The organism is Mesonia sp. K7, assembly GCF_003233725.1.
Lineage (GTDB): Bacteria > Bacteroidota > Bacteroidia > Flavobacteriales > Flavobacteriaceae > Mesonia.
Genome location: NZ_QKQV01000008.1, coordinates 50,101 through 67,433 on the forward strand (window position 1 = coordinate 50,101; position 17,333 = coordinate 67,433).

The following is a 17,333-nucleotide window of genomic DNA, read 5'->3' on the forward strand; positions in this document are numbered from 1 at the left end:
ATGGAAATTCTCATCAAACTCATATTGGCACATCTCATTGGCGACTTCATTTTACAGCCGTATGCTTGGGTAAAAGAAAAAGAGAAGAAAAAACTAAAATCACCTAAACTTTATCTTCATGTTTTAATACATCTCGTTGTGACAGCTCTATTGCTTTGGGATTTGTCGCTTTGGCCAATTATTTTGATCATTACAGGTTCACACCTTGTTATCGATGCCATAAAAATTTCACTCAAAAAGAAAAAAAACAAGCGTTTACTTTTCTTTATCGATCAATTGCTGCATTTGGCTGTTATTTTTTGGGTGAGTTACGCTTTCGCGGATTTGAATGTAGAAACTTCTTTTTTTGATACAAATAAAACACTGCTGGTCATTACTTCGGTTTTGTTTCTTACTTATCCAGTAGCAACCATGATGAAAGTCATTTTCTCAAAATGGAATGTCAAGCAAATTACGGAAGCCAATAACCAATCGTTAGAAAATGCCGGTAAAATCATCGGAATGCTCGAAAGAGTTTTGGTTTTTATTTTTATTATCATGAACCATTGGGAAGCCGTTGGTTTTCTGATTACGGCAAAATCGGTCTTTCGATTTGGAGACTTAAAAGAAGCCAAGCAACGTAAACTCACCGAATATGTACTCATTGGGACACTTATAAGTTTTGGTGTTACTATACTTACGGCAATTGCTTGTCAACAATTTTTATATATTTTATAGACATCTAGACAAAATGAGTTATCTTTAAAATTATGAAAAGCAAATACATCATACTTATAATCATTTTATTAGCCATAGGTTATTTAGGCTATCAGTACCTATATCAAGACCACAGAGATATAGCAGAAGAAGTCGCAGCATATAGTATTGCTTCAGATCAAGTAAACCAAGAATTTGTGACAAATGCAGAAGTAGCAGAAACAAAATACCTCAACAAAACCATCGAAATAACAGGTACTGTTTCTAAAATAGAAGACAATTCGATTACGCTAGATGATGTTATTTACTGCCAATTTACAGCGCCTCTAGAAACAGACATACAACAAAATCAAAATGTGACTATAAAAGGACGCTTTATTGGTTATGACGATTTGTTAGAGTATGTCAATTTAGATCAATGTTCCATCAAAAATTAGCCTATGCGATTATTTTTACTTTTATTTTTAGTTGGTTGTCTCACTGGGTTTGCCCAACAAGATTTATTAGACGAGATTGATCAAGACACCGTAATCAATAGTTATGCAACTGCAGCTTTTAAAGGCCTTAAAATTGTTAATTTTGAATCGACTAAACTCACTGCAAAAAAAGAATTTACCTTTGTGGTAGCACACCGTTTTGGAAGTATAGAAAACGGTTTTGAAACTTTTTTTGGACTCGATGAAGCGGTTACCAAACTCAATTTTATCTACGGAATTTCTGATGCTGTAAATATTGGTATTTCGAGAAGTTCATACCAAAAAACTTACGAAGGCTCACTAAAATACAGATTGGTTCAACAACAAGAAAATGGTTTTCCTTTTACTATTGTGGGCTTTAATGCTATCATGGTTAATTCTGCTCTAGAAGAAGAAAACCTCCCGCTCTTAGAATTTAAGCATCGTTTAGGATATTTGGCACAAGCACTTGTTTCCCGTAAAGTTTCTGAAAAGCTTTCATTAGAAATAGCTCCAACATTTTTTCATGATAATTATGTTTTTTACAACGAACAAGAAAATTCGCAGTATGCTGTTGGTATTGGAGGAAGATATAAGTTAGGAAAAAGATGGTCGCTCAATGCAGACTACGGTTATCACCTGAACCGTGCTGAAAACTCTCCTTTCAAAAATCCACTTTCTATTGGCATAGATTTAGAAACTGGAGGTCACGTTTTTCAGATGCACTTTACCAACGCACAACCTATGAATACTAACGGATTTTTAGGACAAGCCACTGGCGATTGGTCTGATGGAGACATTTATTTTGGGTTTAATTTAAGTCGAGTTTTTTAAAATAGTAATTATGAGATTTTTTATAAGCTTTTTATTAACGGTATGTTTTTTGTTCAGTTGTACTAACGCAAGTGAAGAAGATTTAATAAATATAGAAAACCCAGAGGTCATTACTTACGTGGAACATATAAAACCGATTATAGATAATAATTGTATAATTTGTCACGGAAACCCTCCAGCAAGTGGAGCAAGTATAAGTTTAACAACTTATGATGAAGTGGTATCTGCAATAAATAGTAATGAACTCATCGATAGGATTTCTAGACAACCTGGTGAAGCTGGCGCAATGCCTTTAGGTGGCCCGAGGTTACCTCAACACCTAATAGACCTGATGATACAATGGGAAGAAGAAGGCTTTGTAAACGAATAAATTTTTTAAAAAATGAAGAAGTTAACTCTACTATTATCGTTTATCCTAACAACTACATTTCTTCAGGCACAGAAGTATTACACTAAAGAAGGTTTTGTGGGTTTTGAGGCTTCCGTTCCTTCTTTTGAGGAAGTAAAAGCCAAAAACAATTCCGCGACAGCGATATTAAATACCGAAAATGGAGAGTTTGCAGCTTTAGTGTTTGTAAATGGCTTTCGGTTTAAAAACGCCTTGATGGAAGAGCATTTTAATGAAAATTATGCTGAATCCAGCAAATACCCTAAGGCAACTTTTAAAGGCAACATTTCTAACTTTAGTCCAGAAGAAGATAAAAACTACAGCCTAAAAGGTAGTTTAACCTTTCATGGGGAAACAAAAGAATTCAACAACGTACCTGTTCAAGTCACTTATCGAGACGGCAAATACTTTCTAAAAGGAAAATTCATGACCAAAGCTTCAGATTTTAACATTGATATTCCTAGTGTGGTAAAAAGTAAAATTGCAGAAGATATTGAAGTTGGTTTTAGTTTTGAATTAGAAAAAAAATAAGAGCCTAAATTTAGACTCTTATTCATAAAATTTATTTAATATTTTTCTTTTATTGCTTGATAAACCTCTTCGTAATAGTACTTTCTGAGGAAGAAAGTTTTATAAGGTACATTCCAGCATTCAAATCATTGAGTTCTAATTCTGCACGTTTGATATTTGTGTAAGAATAAGTCTTTATTCTTTTACCTAATACATTATAAACCTCTACTGTTAACTCACTGTAACTCTGTGGTAATTCTACATTTAAAACAGAAACCACATGGGTAGGATAAATACTCGTATTAATTAACGAGTTAGCTCCTTCTATACCTAGCGAACCATCTGGCACAACTGTAATCGTTCCAAACATATTGTTTGCGTGAGGATCACATTGGTAAGGATTATCACCCACTACTGTAAAAGTGTATGAATAAGTTTGCCCAACGCCTGTCTTAAATCCACTATCAAATGATTCTACAGCTCCTGATTTGTTGTGTACATTATGAGTCATCCCGTCTGTCCACGTCCAAATAACCGTATCTCCGTCTTCAATAGTTTTATTGGGATACCTAGGATCACTTTCTGGAAGGCTAGGTGCTGAACCAATTTCCCAGTCTATATGGACTGTCTCCGTACTTTGTGCTAATAAATTTGCACTACATAAAATGATTGATAATAATAGTAAAGTTTTTTTCATAAGGATTATTATTTGATTTACTTATAAAAATAAACCATAACCACCTATATATTAACGAATTAATAATATTTTAACAGTTTTACTATTTGCTTAAATACATTTTTCTACGCGCATACAACTCATAAAAATCATCGTCTTTTAAGCTATCGATAAACAAGATGCTTTCGCCTGTACTCTTCATTTCTGGTCCTAATTGTTTGTTGACATTCGGGAATTTATTGAAAGAGAATACCGGTTGCTTAATCGCATAACCGTCTAATTTAGGGTTAAAATCAAAGTCGGTCACTTTTTTCTCACCCAACATGACTTTGGTCGCATAATTTACATAAGGTTCACCATAAGCTTTTGCGATAAATGGTACGGTTCTAGATGCTCTTGGATTCGCCTCAATGATATAAACTTTTTCATCTTTTATCGCAAACTGAATATTGATTAAGCCTACCGTTTTTAGTGCTAAAGCAATTTTGTGCGTGTGATCTTTTATTTGCTGAAGTACTAAATCTCCTAAATTAAAAGGAGGAAGCAACGCATTGGAATCTCCAGAATGGATTCCGCAAGGTTCGATATGCTCCATTATTCCAATGATGTAAACATTTTCACCGTCACAGATTGCATCTGCTTCAGCTTCTATCGCACCGTCTAAATAATGGTCTAACAACAATTTGTTATTCGGAATGTGACGTAATAAATCTACGACGTGCGCTTCCAAATCTTTTTTGTTGATGACAATTTTCATTCCTTGTCCTCCTAAAACATACGAAGGGCGAACTAAAATTGGGAAATCCAACTGATCTGCCATTTTTAGAGCTTCATCTGCGTTTTCTGCCGTTCCGAATTCTGGATAAGGAATATTGTTTTCTTGAAGAAGTTTAGAGAAACTGCCACGATCTTCGGCTAAATCTAAAGCTTCGTAACTGGTTCCCATAATTTTGATACCGTAACGACTCAGTTTTTCTGCCAATTTTAAAGCTGTTTGGCCTCCAAGCTGTACAATAACACCTTCTGGTTTTTCGTGACGAATAATGTCGTAAATGTGCTCCCAGAAAACAGGCTCAAAATAAAGTTTATCGGCAATATCAAAATCGGTAGAAACAGTTTCCGGATTACAGTTGATCATTATTGTCTCGTAACCACATTCCGCGGCAGCGAGCACACCGTGAACACAACAGTAATCAAACTCGATTCCCTGACCTATACGGTTTGGCCCTGAACCCAGCACAATAATTTTCTTCTTGTCGCCGCTTACTTTACTTTCGTTTTCGGTTGTTAAAGTACCGTCTGCCTTTTCAACTTGATTTTCAAAAGTTGAGTAATAGTAAGGAGTTTCGGCTTTAAATTCTGCTGCACAAGTATCTACCAATTTATAAACTCTATTGATATTCAACTCATCTCGTTTGTTATAAACTTGGCTCTCTAAACACTTGAGCATATGTGCAATCTGTCGGTCACCATAACCTTTTTGCTTGGCTTCCAACAATAAATCTTTCGGTAAAGTATCTATGGTATAAGTAGAAATTTCCTTTTCTAAGTGGTAAAGTTCTTCATACTGCTTTAAGAACCACATATCAATCTTGGTAATCTCGTGAATTCTACTCAACGGAATTCCTAATTGAATGGCATCGTAAATCACAAAGACACGGTCCCAACTCGCATATTTCAATTTTTCGATAATCACATCATAATCGGTATATCCTTTTCCGTCGGCACCAATTCCGTTGCGTTTTATCTCTAAAGATTGTGTAGCTTTATGTAATGCTTCTTGGAAAGAACGTCCAATTCCCATTACTTCTCCTACCGATTTCATCTGCAAACCTAAAGTTCTATCGGCACCTTCAAATTTATCGAAATTCCAACGTGGTATTTTTACAATCACATAATCTAATGTAGGCTCGAATAAAGCTGAAGTAGACTTCGTAATCTGGTTTTCCAGTTCGTCAAGTGTATAGCCTATCGCTAGTTTAGCAGCAATTTTTGCAATCGGGTAACCTGTTGCTTTAGATGCTAAAGCAGAAGAACGAGAAACACGTGGATTGATTTCGATGGCAATGATTTCTTCTTCATCATCTGGACTTACCGCAAACTGCACATTACAACCTCCGGCAAAATCACCAATGCTACGCATCATTTTGATGGCCATATCACGCATTTTCTGGAACGTACGATCGCTTAAAGTCATTGCTGGCGCTACGGTAATCGAATCTCCTGTATGAATTCCCATCGGATCCATATTTTCGATGGTACAGATAATTACCACGTTGTCATTATCATCACGTAATAATTCCAGTTCATATTCCTTCCAACCGATCAAAGCTTTATCGATCATTACTTCGTGAATTGGAGAAATTTCCAATCCATACGTAAGCATCTCGTCAAAATCCTCTTCCTTGTGCACAAAAGACGCTCCTGCTCCACCCAAGGTAAAAGATGCTCTAATGACCAAAGGAAAACCAAATTCCTGTGCTACTTCTTTCCCTTTGAGGTAAGAAGTAGCCGTAGCTTGAGGAGCCATCGGAATACCAATCTTAAGCATCAATTCTCTAAACTTCTCTCTGTCTTCGGTAATATTGATAGCATCGATGTCCACTCCAATAATTTCTACATCAAAATCATCCCAAATACCTTTTTCATCTGCTTCGATACATAAATTTAAAGCGGTCTGCCCACCCATGGTTGGTAAAACAGCATCAATCTGCGGATGTTTTTTTAAAATTTCTATGATCGATTTGGTGGTCAATGGTCGTAAATAAACGTGATCGGCCATCGACGGATCGGTCATAATTGTGGCTGGATTAGAATTGATCAAAATAGTTTCTATACCGTCTTCGCGTAACGAACGTAAGGCTTGTGTTCCCGAATAATCAAACTCACATGCTTGACCGATGATAATTGGTCCTGAACCAATGATTAAGATACTTTTTAAATCTTTATTTTTAGGCATTCTCTTGAATAATATTTAGATTGAAAAAATTTGATGAATTGATATAAAAAAAGGCGTTACCCTTACAAAGTAACACCTTTTATATTTTTACGACCATAACCGCATTAGTGCTTATGTCTATTTTCCGAAGAAACAGAAAGCTTCTTTCTACCTTTAGCTCTTCTTCTTGCTAAAACTTTTCTACCATTTACGGTAGCCATTCTTTCTCTAAAACCGTGTTTGTTTTTTCTTTTTCTCTTTGATGGTTGAAACGTTCTTTTCATCGTAAATATCTTTTTTCTTCTTTTGTATCTTCTTTAGGATGTTTAAAAACGACCTGTTTTTTAAACTGCGTGCAAATATACGATATCTTTTTTGTATTACAAGTAAAACATAAATATTTTTTAGTTTGTTTTTTATACCTTTGTATCGCTAAAAAATAATACCTCGTATGTTCAACAAAAATATCAAATTAGTTCTCGCTATTTTAGTTTTCGCTTTTGCCATATACCAGTTTATCGAAGGAAACATTGGTAATGGTATTGCACTTATTTTCCTTGCGGGAATTTTTATTTTCCTGTATTTCAAAAACGAAATGATTCTTTTGGCTTTTTTACAGCTGAGAAAACAAAATTTTGATGGTGCTAAAAAATGGTTAGATAAAATTAAAAACCCTGAAACGGCATTAGTACAAAAACAACAAGGGTATTATTGGTATTTACACGGTCTGATGAACACACAAACCAACATTACCCAAGCCGAAAAATATTTTAAGAAAGCCGTAAAACTTGGTTTGTCGATGAGTCAAGATATGGCGATGGCAAAACTTAACCTTGCGGGTATTGCTATGACCAAAAGACGTAAGCGTGAAGCACAAATGTTACTAAAAGAAGCGCAACAGCTTGACAAACACAATATGCTAAAAGATCAGATAAAAATGATGAAGCAGCAAATGAAGCGTGTTTAAATATTAGTTGACAATAATTTGAAAAAAACACTTTACATACCATTTTCATTGACATTAATTGTGTTTTGCTCTTGTGGACAAAATTCATCTGAAAAAAAAAACTAAATGGCAAATGGTACGAAACAGAAAACGATAAAATCGTTTGGGAATTTTACCCAGACAGTCTTGTTTTTATTGACGATGATAACGCAAAAGTTGAATGGACCGCAACTGAATCAAAAATTAAATTTGATTATCCAACTTTTTATTGGGATTCATTGGGCAGACCTATAGATATTAAAGACAAAATTGTAATTGACTATAAACTAAATGACAATAACGACAGCTTAACAGGAACATTAACGAATCGATATGGAAAACATCAGTTTAGTTTAATAAGAATTAAAGAATAATGAATGAAGCTCAGTTACTGACTTTTGAAAAATTATTTGACTTGATCAAAGAAAATCAAATTGTAAACGAAGCTGACAGAAAAATAGTAGAAAAGATACTCGAAGCAGAAAATGATTGGGGAGATTGGAAAACTTCTGTTAAGGATTTGAATGAGTTTGTTATAGTATTAGAAAAAGAAGTTGGCGGAACTATAACTAAAACAAGTCTGAACAAACTCTTGAAAAGATATAATCAAAATATTGCGCAAAATGCTTGGAAAGTAGAAAGTGTTTATTCTCTTTTAGAAATATTTGAATTCACGAAAGAAGTTGACTTGAGAATAATATTTAATGAATTAATAAAAAGAATATCAAAGCAGTAGAAAACTATTCCAACAACTTATATCGCAAATTGCTACGGTTTTTTATCCAGAAAAATCTCGCGTCTATGAAATTTTGTAGTTTTTAACTATCTTACGCAACTTGGAGCTGTATACCAAACCGTTCTCGATACAAATTTTACTCGTTGTAACTCGTAAAATCCACTCGAACTGACTAGCTCTATAACTTTAGAGTAAAGGAGCCCAAAGCCTACAAAAAGATTCTTTGAGTTTTTTAGACAATGGTCTTTCTATCCATTGTTTATAAACTACTTCTTCGCAATCTTTGATGTCATCTTCAAAAATTTGGATCATTTGTTGGCTAACACTTTTGTTATATACCAAAACAATTACTTCAAAATTAATTTCGAAACTACGGTAATCCATATTTGAGGTTCCTACAATAGACAAATCATTATCGATCACCATGGTTTTTGCGTGTACCATTCCTTTGGTGTAAAAATAAAACTGGATACCAGCTTCCAACAAACTTTCAATATAAGAAGTCGAGGCGTATTTTGCCGCCCAAGAGTCATTCTCTTTAGGGATGATAATTTTCACCTCAACCCCTCTTCTCGCAGCTGTAATGAGCGCTGTATATATTTCTTCGTTAGGAATAAAATAAGGCGTGGTAATCAAAATGCTTTCTTCTGCAGTGGTAATTGCCGTGAAAATAGCTTGCATAATATGCGGATAGTTAGAATCTGGTCCGCTCACCGCAACCTGAGCGGCAACTTCCCCACAATTTTCCATTTCAGGAAAGAACTCATCGATAATTTCTATTTCTTGTTCCGAAACAAAATTCCACATGAGTAAAAAATGTGATTGTAAAGATTTTACGGTATTTCCACGAATGCGTAAATGTGTATCTCGCCAAAAATGATTATTGATTGAGTTCACATATTCATCACAAATATTTATACCGCCAACATAACCAATTTCTCCGTCGATAATTACTATTTTTCTATGGTCACGGTAATTGAGCTTTCGAGTTAGATTAGGAAACCAAACCTGCATAAACGCATAAATTTCTATACCATGTTGCTCTAATTTCTGTCTCCCTTTTTTCTTAATTTGACTACCTACATAATCATAAATAATACGAACTTTTACACCTTCCTTTGCTTTTTCGCAAAGTAAATCGATAAGCTTCTCTCCTATTTTTTCAAACTTTAAAATATAATATTCTAAATGGATATGCTTTTTGGCGTTCTTAATATCTTCAAAAAGAGCTTCAAATTTCTCGTCACCATTCAGTAAAATTTTGATGTCGTTACCAAACATCAGCGGCTTTTTCTGATTGTTTTGCAGTATTTTAACCACATTTACATTAGCATCTAGAAAAGCGGCTTCGTATTCGTCTAGCTTTTCTTCGGGTATCAACAGTTTTCTTTCCCATTTTTTGATGATCTGGCTGTCAAAAACTTTTTTTCGCTGAAACATTTTATCTTTTCGGTACTCCTGACCAAAAAAGAAATATATCAGTAAACCAACAAATGGCAACAACACCAACGACAAAATATAGGAAAGTGTGGTGGTTGGGTTCCGGTTGTGCAGAATGATAAATATGGCTGTTATAAAAGCGATGATGTAATTTAAAATCATCAACGACTGAAACCAGTTTGCCTTGAGGTATTCCAGCATTTTTATGGCTTATATTTATAATAACCTGTTTTTGGAATTTTTATTTGGTATTTTTTACCACTTCTATTTTCCAGGTTTTTTTCTCTCAACCAAGGGTTGTGAATCTTGAGTATCTTATAGTTGATGCCGTATTCTTTCGCAAATTTAGCAAAATCGGTTACAGCGGTATCTACCTCGACTTCGTAGGTAGGAACCTCGGTATATAAATCGCTTTCGCTAAAGTTAAAACCATAGTTCAACGGATCGCTTAGAATTGTTTTTAAAGCCAAAATTCTAAAGACATATCTTCCTGTTTCGGCATTCAACAACAAATCGTAATAATCCGTCACTTCTTGACGGCTTTGTTGATTGGATATACCATAATTACCAGCATTATAAGCAGCAGCAGCCAAGGTCCAACTACCAAATTTTTCTTTAGATTCTAATAAATATTTACAAGCAGCCTCGGTAGATTTCTCGATATGGTAACGTTCATCTACATTGTCATTTACCTCCAAACCTTTTTCTTTGGCCGTTGCTTCCATGATTTGCCAAAAACCAGTTGCTCCGGCTGGCGATACAATCTGTTGCAAACCACTTTCCGCAATAGCGAGGTATTTAAAATCGTCTGGAACACCGTGCTTTTTTAAGATGGGTTCTATCATCGGGAAATACTTGTTGGCCCTTTTGATAAGCAACAAACCGTTCGATTGCCAATAGGTATTTACCAGCATTTCACGATCGATACGTTCTTTGATATCTGGATCATCAACTGGAACTTTTTCACCAGCAAAATTTAGGTTTTCAGGAACAGGAAGTGCATAAATGTTATAATCTCTTGTAACTTTTTGATAAGTATTTGACTCATTTTTCGCTTTAAGCGGATTTTGAACTTGCACCAAAGGCAAATTTACTGCTTGTATCAAAAAACCGGCGATTGCTACTATTCCAACTCCTGCCAATATATTTTTAAAAAGTCTCATCTCAATGTGTTTAGGTTTCTTCAAATTTAGCAATTATTCTGCCAACTTCCCGTGTAAAATTAAATTAGGTAAATTTTCATTAAACCACTTAAATCTATTGATGATCATCACGTGTGTTCCGCCTTTTACCTCAATACAATCTTCGATATATTTTCGTGGAAAAACCAAATCGTTGCTTCCGTGAATGTGAATAATACTTTCTATAACATCACTTTGTTGCCACCGTAAAATTTGCAAAATCGCCCAATCTAAATACTCTTTTTTATTCATATCGAGGTATTGTTGGTACAGTTTTGCTCTTTTTTTTACCAAATTTCCCACAGGTAATTTTTCTATACTAGATACTTTACCCACTAAACTGGTAGGTAACATTCTGTAAAAACCTGTTTTACGCATAAAGTTCATCCTTCTCGGAAATTCTTTGTTGGTCTTGATACTCGAAATGATAATAAGTCTTTGCACGTCTATTTTTTTACTCATTTCCTGTACAATCACACCGCCAAAAGATACCCCAACTAAAACCGGATTTTTATGTTTTACTTCTTTAAGTAACCTATCGACATAATCACTTAAACTTTCGTTCTTTGTAGGAATTTTCCAATACAACCAATGAATTTTAAATTGATCTTCAGGTAATTTGATACGCTCAAAGATAGAAGGATTAGCAGCCATTCCTGGCATAAAATAAACATGTATTTTTTTTTCTAAATCACTCATTTTAACAACGGTATAACAGGAAAAGTCGTTTAAAAGTATTAATTTTATAGGTATAAATGTAAGGGTATTCGTGTTCGTTACAAAACGGAAAAATAAAATTTGAATATGAAAAATGAAGAAATTAACATTAAAAACAATGAGTTTTTAAGGCAGTTTGAGGCAATGGTCGATGACGATTTTATTAAACTAGAATATTCTGAACAAGAAAGAAAAATTTTTTTATCGAAATTTATCATCGATGATAAAAACACAAAAAATGGTGTTTCTGAAAAATTTTTGACTGCCGTTTTTGACTACGTTTTAGACAAAGGTCGCACACGAATTGTACCCACAAGTAAAGAAGTACGTAAGTTTTTTAAAGCCAATAAACACAAATACGAAGAACTTTTACCTATCGGGATGAGTATCTAAGCTTCTACCATTTCATTAACAAAATCAAACCTTACCAACCCATCTGTGTCGATTTCTGTTAGTTCAACTTCGTGTAAAGTATTAACCAATTCAGGATTCCAAGGGTATTTTACCTTGATATAATTTTCCGTAAAACCGTGAATGTAACCTTCTTTGTTTTCACCTTCAAAAAGCACGGTAAACGTTTCGCCTAAATGTTGTTCATAAAATGCTCGACGTTTTTTTACTGATAAAGCACGTAACATTTTGCTGCGTTTTTTACGGGTTCTAATCGGCACAACACCATCCATTTCTGCAGCTGGTGTATTGTCTCTTTCAGAATAAGTAAAGACATGTAAGTATGAAATATCTAGTTCTTGCAAAAAATGATAGGTGTCGAGAAAACGTTCTTCGGTTTCTCCCGGAAACCCAACAATTACGTCAACCCCAATACAAGCTTGCGGCATGATCCGCTTGATTTGTTCAACACGATCTACATACAGCTCTCGCATGTAACGTCTTCGCATCAATTTCAGCAAATCATTGCTTCCGCTCTGTAAGGGAATATGAAAATGCGGCACAAAAGTATCACTTTGCGCTACGAAATTGATAGTTTCGTTTTTCAGCAAATTAGGCTCGATAGACGAAATACGTAGCCTTTCGATGCCGTCTATTTTATCTAAGGCTTGTACCAATTCTAAAAAAGTATGCTCGTGTTTTTTGTTGCCGAACTCTCCTTTTCCGTAATCACCAATATTTACTCCTGTTAAGACAATTTCTTTGATATCTTGTTCCGAAATTTCCTTGGCATTTGTTAGCACATTTTCTAAAGTATCACTTCTTGAAATACCTCGAGCTAAAGGAATTGTACAATAAGTACATTTGTAATCGCAACCATCTTGCACTTTTAAGAAAGCACGGGTTCGATCACCAATAGAATATGAACCTACATAAAAATTGGCTTCATCAATCTCACATGAATGCACTTCACCTAAACCTTTCTTAGTGAGATCGTCGAGATATTCGGTAATATTGAATTTTTCTGTAGCTCCCAAAACCAAATCAACCCCTAGGGTTTCGGCCAATTCTTCTGGTTTTAGCTGCGCATAACAACCTATTGCTATAATAAATCCGTCTGGGTTTGCTTTTGTGGCTTGTTTTACAATACTTTTAAAACGTTTGTCGGCGTTCTCTGTTACACTACACGTGTTGATGACATAAACATCAGCTTCTTCGCTGAACTCGACCTTATCATAACCTTCATCTCTAAAAGATCGAGCAATTGTCGAAGTTTCCGAAAAATTGAGTTTACACCCTAGAGTGTAAAATGCAACGCTTTTATTGATGTTTTCTATTGGCACAACTAAATTTACTTTCTTTTTAGTATTATTGCTATACGTTTATGATTCCTTAAAAAATGGGTGCAAATATACAACCTATAAATGTTTTTTTAAAATTGTCACGCAGTAGTAAATTGATATTCATCAAGATATTTACATTTTCAGGAATGTTTTTCTTCATTTTTGGTTGTCAAAGTTCTTTAGAAGAAAATCGAAACCATTTAGTTTTTCGTTATAACGAACACGCCAACATCACTTCACTAGATCCCGCTTTCGCGAAAGACCAACGCAACATTTGGCCTTGTAATCAGCTCTATAATAGCTTAGTAAGATTAGACGACCAACTTAACATTCAACCAGATTTGGCTAAAAATTGGACCATTAGTGAAGATGCCAAAACCTACGAGTTTATTTTGCGCAACGATGTGTTATTTCACGAAAGTGAAATTTTCACAAATAAAACACGAAACGTAAATAGCAGCGATGTGGTTTATAGTCTCAATAGGTTGTTAGATCCTAAAATTGCTTCGCCCGGAAGTTGGGTGTTACAATCGGTAAAGAATATTATTGCGGTAAACGACACCATCGTAAAAATAGAGCTGGAAAAACCCTTTCCTGCATTTTTAGGCTTGCTTTCGATGAAATATTGTTCAGTAATCCCAGTAGAAATGGAAAATCACGATTTTAGGGAAAACCCTGTCGGAACTGGGCCTTTTTATTTTAAACGTTGGGAAGCAAACGAAAAATTGGTTTTTCGTAAGAACAAAAATTATTTTGAAAAAGATAGTTTAGGAAACTCTTTACCGCATTTGGAGGCTGTGGCTATAACTTTTTTACCCGACAAACAGAGTGAATTTTTACAATTTGCGCAAGGAAAAATAGATTTTATAAGCGGTTTAGACCCTTCTTACAAAGACGAATTATTGACTAACAAAGGCGAACTGAGGGAAAAATACTCCTCTTCAGTAAATATGTTTCAGCATCCGTATTTAAACACCGAATATATTGGTATTTATTTAGAGCATCCAACTGATGAAGTAAATTCGCTGGCACTTCGCCAGGCCATCAATTACGGTTTTAACCGAAAAGCAATGATCACCTACCTTAGAAACGGAATGGGAACCGAAGCAACACACGGTTTTATCCCTAAAGGTTTGCCTGGTTTTTCTGAGAAAGAATATTACCCATACAACCCATCTAAAGCTGAAGAACTCGTAAATCAGTACAGGCAAGAAACGGGCATTCAAAATCCGGAAATCAACATTAGTACTAATGCTTCATATTTGGATTTGTGTGAATATATGCAACGTGAACTTTTAAAAATTGGCATTACTGTAAATGTAGATGTGATGCCGCCTTCGACTTTGCGTCAACAACGTTCTGCAGGAAAACTGCAAATGTTTCGCGCCAGTTGGATTGCCGATTACCCCGATGCCGAAAATTATTTGTCACTTTTTTACAGTAAGAACTTTGCCCCAAACGGACCGAATTATACGCATTTTAAATCAGAAAAGTTTGATGAGTTTTACGAAAAAGCGACCAAAACTGCCGGTGTAAACGAGCGACTTCTACTCTACCAACAAATGGATTCGATCATAACTACACAAGCTGCTGTTGTTCCTTTGTATTATGATAAAGTGGTACGTTTTACACAAAAAAACGTACAAGATTTAGGCATTAACCCAATTAATTTATTGGATTTACGATATGTAAAAAAGAAGATGCTTAACGATTAATACCCATTTTATTTATCCAAGCTACATATTTCTGTTTGTTGACATTATGTTGTGCTAAAGTATTGGCAAACATATGATAACCAGGTTTTTCGGGATTGGCAACAAAATAGAAATAATTATGGTTCTCGTAATCTAAAACCGCGTTTATCGAAGAAATATCAGGCATCGCGATAGGACCTGGTGGCAAATCTTTATACAAATAAGTATTATAAGGCGAATTAATTGTTAAATCTTTATACAACACTCTTTTAATAATGGTGTCGAAGTTGTTTAGATTTCGCTTTAAAGCGTAAATTACTGTTGGGTCTGCATCGAGTTTCCAACCATTTTTATAGCGATTCATATACACTCCAGCCACACGTTTACGTTCGTCAACTTTGGCTGTTTCTTTTTGAACAATCGAAGCCACAACACTTACTTCTTGTGGTGTTAAATTGTGCTTTTTAGCTTTTGCTTTTCTATTTTCTGTCCAGAAGCGCTGATATTCAGTTAGCATTCGTTCGCGAAACTCTTCTGCAGAAGTATTCCAATAAAACTCATATTGATTGGGGATATACATCGCCAGAGCTGTTTCTTGCTCAAAACCATTTTCAGCTAAAAAAGCCCCGTCTTTAAACGCCTGTAGTAAGCTTAAACTATCGGCTTCGATTTGTGTAGCAATTCTTCCTGCCAGATTTTCCAAACGTTCTTGGTTGTTGAAAACTACTTTTACAGGAATATTTTCACTTCGCAAGGTATTGATGATTTCGTTATTGTTCATTCCTTTCTGAAGCACATAATGACCTGGTTTGATATAATTGTGGTAGCCTTTTTTCTGAGCAATCATATCAAAATTCTTTAGATCTTTGATATGCGGTTGTAATTCTTTCAGTACGTCGTTGTATGTACTTTCAGTTTTGATATAAACCGATTGTGTCTCGGCATCAAAACTGGTATTTGGCCCAAAAATAGTATTGTAGATGTAGTATGAGAAAATACCCAAACCAACAATTCCCAATAAAGAAATGACCAATAAAATCTTCTTAATATACATGATTTATCAACTGATATAATAATTCGTTTTTAAATTTTCCGTCTTCCAAAACCCAATCTTTTTTGGTAGAATAACAATTAAACCCCGCTTTTTCAAACAATTTTATACTTGCCAAATTATCTTCCAAGACATTGGCATAAACTTGATGCAACTTTAAGTGTTTAAAACAATATTTACAGATAAGCTCGATTGATTCTGATGCAAAACCTCGCTTCCGCTGATTTTCTTGAGCGATGAGAATACCGATTCCTGCTTTTCTGTGCGACGGGTCAAACTCAAACACATCTATAAAACCCAGCTTTTCTTCACCAGAACATATTACCAAACGCAATTGTTTGGCTTGGTAAATATCTTGTTGGGCATTTTCGAGGTAGTTTTTTAAAATATAGGTAGAAAACGGAATTTGCGTCTCACTAATCGCCCAAAAATCTTCGTTATTTTCTACTTCTTGCAAAAAATGAAGGTCTTCTGGCTCAAGTGCTCGCAATTGTATATTTTCTCCTTTTAAAGTTAACATGAGATTTCGCCTTGATATACTTGTTTTGCTGGACCAGTAAGCCAAATATTTTGGTAGCCCGAATCATTTTTTTCAAAAGAAACACTCAAGTTTCCACCTTGAGTAATCACTTCAATAGTTTTTCGATTGATTTTCCCTTTTTCATAAGCTGCCAAAGCGGCAGCAGTAACGCCTGTTCCACAAGAGAAAGTTTCATCTTCTACCCCACGTTCAAAAGTTCGCATAACAATTTTATCACCTACCATTTCTACAAAGTTTACATTGGTTCCGCCTGGCTGATAAATTTTGTCATGTCTAATTTTTGCGCCTAAAGTTTTAACATCTAAACTTTCTACATCGCTTTTAAAAGCTATATGGTGTGGCGAACCTGTATTAACAAAAGTACCAATCGCATTGTCACGGACTTCAGTAACATCCTGCATTTTCAGACTGACACTTTCGCCATCAATTTTAGCCTCATGAACGCCATCAACTGCTGTAAAAATAGTTTCCTTGCCAAAAATCCCAAGAAATTTAGCAAAACTTACAATGCATCTTCCGCCATTTCCGCACATCGAACTTTCTTTACCGTCGGCGTTAAAATAAACCATGGTAAAATCATCTTCTTCTCGTTCTGGCGGATTTAAAAGTATCAAACCGTCGGCACCAATGCCAAAACGTCGGTCACACAAAAAATTGATGATTTTGGTATCATTTTTGAAAGTCAAATCACGGTTATCGATCATCACAAAATCGTTGCCCGTGCCTTGATATTTATAAAATTTAAGGTTCATTTTTTG

Annotated in this window: 19 protein-coding genes; 9 read left to right on the top strand and 10 right to left on the bottom strand. The window is 35.0% G+C overall.

What is annotated here, in order from left to right; translation table 11 throughout:
* From DNG35_RS07285 to DNG35_RS07305, 5 genes are read left to right on the top strand one after another with little or no spacing between them, the layout of a single operon-like run.
* Entirely contained in the window at positions 1-717 is a 717-nt protein-coding gene (locus DNG35_RS07285; protein ID WP_111127402.1) for a DUF3307 domain-containing protein, read from the top strand.
* 32 nt (positions 718-749) lie between these two features.
* Positions 750-1,133: a hypothetical protein gene (locus DNG35_RS07290; protein ID WP_111127404.1), complete on the top strand. Its 384-nt coding sequence runs from the start codon at positions 750-752 to the stop codon at positions 1,131-1,133.
* A 3-nt stretch (positions 1,134-1,136) separates the two neighbouring features.
* Positions 1,137-1,985: a DUF5777 family beta-barrel protein gene (locus tag DNG35_RS07295; RefSeq protein WP_111127406.1), complete on the top strand. Its 849-nt coding sequence runs from the start codon at positions 1,137-1,139 to the stop codon at positions 1,983-1,985.
* 10 nt (positions 1,986-1,995) lie between these two features.
* Complete coding sequence (locus DNG35_RS07300) at positions 1,996-2,355, top strand: hypothetical protein (RefSeq protein WP_111127407.1); 360 nt, start codon at positions 1,996-1,998, stop codon at positions 2,353-2,355.
* 12 nt (positions 2,356-2,367) lie between these two features.
* A complete protein-coding gene (locus DNG35_RS07305; protein WP_111127409.1) occupies positions 2,368-2,904 on the top strand; it encodes a YceI family protein in 537 nt (178 codons plus the stop codon).
* 49 nt (positions 2,905-2,953) lie between these two features.
* Here DNG35_RS07305 and DNG35_RS07310 read toward each other — a convergent pair whose 3' ends face one another.
* The 3 genes from DNG35_RS07310 to rpmH form a co-directional block, all read right to left on the bottom strand.
* Complete coding sequence (locus DNG35_RS07310; protein ID WP_111127410.1) at positions 2,954-3,580, bottom strand: T9SS type A sorting domain-containing protein; 627 nt, start codon at positions 3,578-3,580, stop codon at positions 2,954-2,956.
* Positions 3,581-3,662: 82 nt separating this feature from the next.
* Positions 3,663-6,518 (bottom strand): carbamoyl-phosphate synthase large subunit, encoded by a 2,856-nt coding sequence (gene carB, locus DNG35_RS07315; protein ID WP_111127412.1) that lies wholly within the window; start codon positions 6,516-6,518, stop codon positions 3,663-3,665.
* A 104-nt stretch (positions 6,519-6,622) separates the two neighbouring features.
* Positions 6,623-6,781: a 50S ribosomal protein L34 gene (rpmH, locus tag DNG35_RS07320; protein ID WP_111127413.1), complete on the bottom strand. Its 159-nt coding sequence runs from the start codon at positions 6,779-6,781 to the stop codon at positions 6,623-6,625.
* A gap of 167 nt (positions 6,782-6,948) precedes the next feature.
* Here rpmH and DNG35_RS07325 point away from each other — a divergent pair, with 167 nt between their 5' ends.
* Both DNG35_RS07325 and DNG35_RS07330 read left to right on the top strand, forming a co-directional pair.
* Positions 6,949-7,464, top strand: a complete 516-nt coding sequence (locus DNG35_RS07325; protein ID WP_111127415.1) for a type IV pilus biogenesis/stability protein PilW — start codon at positions 6,949-6,951, stop codon at positions 7,462-7,464.
* A gap of 391 nt (positions 7,465-7,855) precedes the next feature.
* Positions 7,856-8,218 carry a hypothetical protein gene (locus DNG35_RS07330; RefSeq protein WP_111127416.1) on the top strand — a complete coding sequence of 121 codons (363 nt, stop codon included), beginning with the start codon at positions 7,856-7,858 and terminating at the stop codon, positions 8,216-8,218.
* 186 nt (positions 8,219-8,404) lie between these two features.
* Here DNG35_RS07330 and cls read toward each other — a convergent pair whose 3' ends face one another.
* Genes cls through DNG35_RS07345 form a run of 3 tightly spaced genes read right to left on the bottom strand, consistent with a single transcriptional unit; the run spans position 8,405 to position 11,538 of the window.
* Complete coding sequence (gene cls, locus DNG35_RS07335) at positions 8,405-9,859, bottom strand: cardiolipin synthase (protein ID WP_111127418.1); 1,455 nt, start codon at positions 9,857-9,859, stop codon at positions 8,405-8,407.
* A gap of 2 nt (positions 9,860-9,861) precedes the next feature.
* Positions 9,862-10,821, bottom strand: a complete 960-nt coding sequence (locus DNG35_RS07340; protein WP_111127419.1) for a lytic transglycosylase domain-containing protein — start codon at positions 10,819-10,821, stop codon at positions 9,862-9,864.
* Between the two features lie 33 nt (positions 10,822-10,854).
* On the bottom strand, positions 10,855-11,538 hold the full coding sequence (locus DNG35_RS07345) for an alpha/beta hydrolase (protein ID WP_199489106.1): 684 nt from the start codon (positions 11,536-11,538) through the stop codon (positions 10,855-10,857).
* Positions 11,539-11,643: 105 nt separating this feature from the next.
* On the opposite strand from DNG35_RS07345, the gene DNG35_RS07350 reads away from it, so the two are divergent.
* A complete protein-coding gene (locus tag DNG35_RS07350) occupies positions 11,644-11,949 on the top strand; it encodes an N-acetyltransferase (protein ID WP_111127421.1) in 306 nt (101 codons plus the stop codon).
* Here DNG35_RS07350 and mtaB read toward each other — a convergent pair.
* Positions 11,946-13,274, bottom strand: a complete 1,329-nt coding sequence (mtaB, locus tag DNG35_RS07355; RefSeq protein WP_111127485.1) for a tRNA (N(6)-L-threonylcarbamoyladenosine(37)-C(2))-methylthiotransferase MtaB — start codon at positions 13,272-13,274, stop codon at positions 11,946-11,948. The two genes, DNG35_RS07350 and mtaB, sit on opposite strands and share 4 nt — an antisense overlap.
* Before the next feature lie 71 nt (positions 13,275-13,345).
* On the opposite strand from mtaB, the gene DNG35_RS07360 reads away from it, so the two are divergent.
* Positions 13,346-15,004, top strand: coding sequence for an ABC transporter substrate-binding protein (locus tag DNG35_RS07360; protein ID WP_369908062.1), 1,659 nt, complete (start codon positions 13,346-13,348; stop codon positions 15,002-15,004).
* Here DNG35_RS07360 and mltG read toward each other — a convergent pair.
* From mltG to dapF, 3 genes are read right to left on the bottom strand one after another with little or no spacing between them, the layout of a single operon-like run.
* Entirely contained in the window at positions 14,994-16,037 is a 1,044-nt protein-coding gene (gene mltG / locus DNG35_RS07365; protein WP_111127424.1) for an endolytic transglycosylase MltG, read from the bottom strand. The genes DNG35_RS07360 and mltG overlap by 11 nt on opposite strands.
* Positions 16,027-16,554, bottom strand: a complete 528-nt coding sequence (locus tag DNG35_RS07370; protein ID WP_111127425.1) for a GNAT family N-acetyltransferase — start codon at positions 16,552-16,554, stop codon at positions 16,027-16,029. The genes mltG and DNG35_RS07370 overlap by 11 nt, the downstream gene beginning before the upstream one ends.
* The gene (gene dapF / locus DNG35_RS07375; RefSeq protein WP_111127427.1) at positions 16,548-17,327 is read right to left on the bottom strand and encodes a diaminopimelate epimerase; all 780 of its coding nucleotides are present in this window, start codon (positions 17,325-17,327) and stop codon (positions 16,548-16,550) included. Before dapF ends, DNG35_RS07370 begins: the two co-directional genes overlap by 7 nt.
* Positions 17,328-17,333 lie beyond the last annotated feature (6 nt).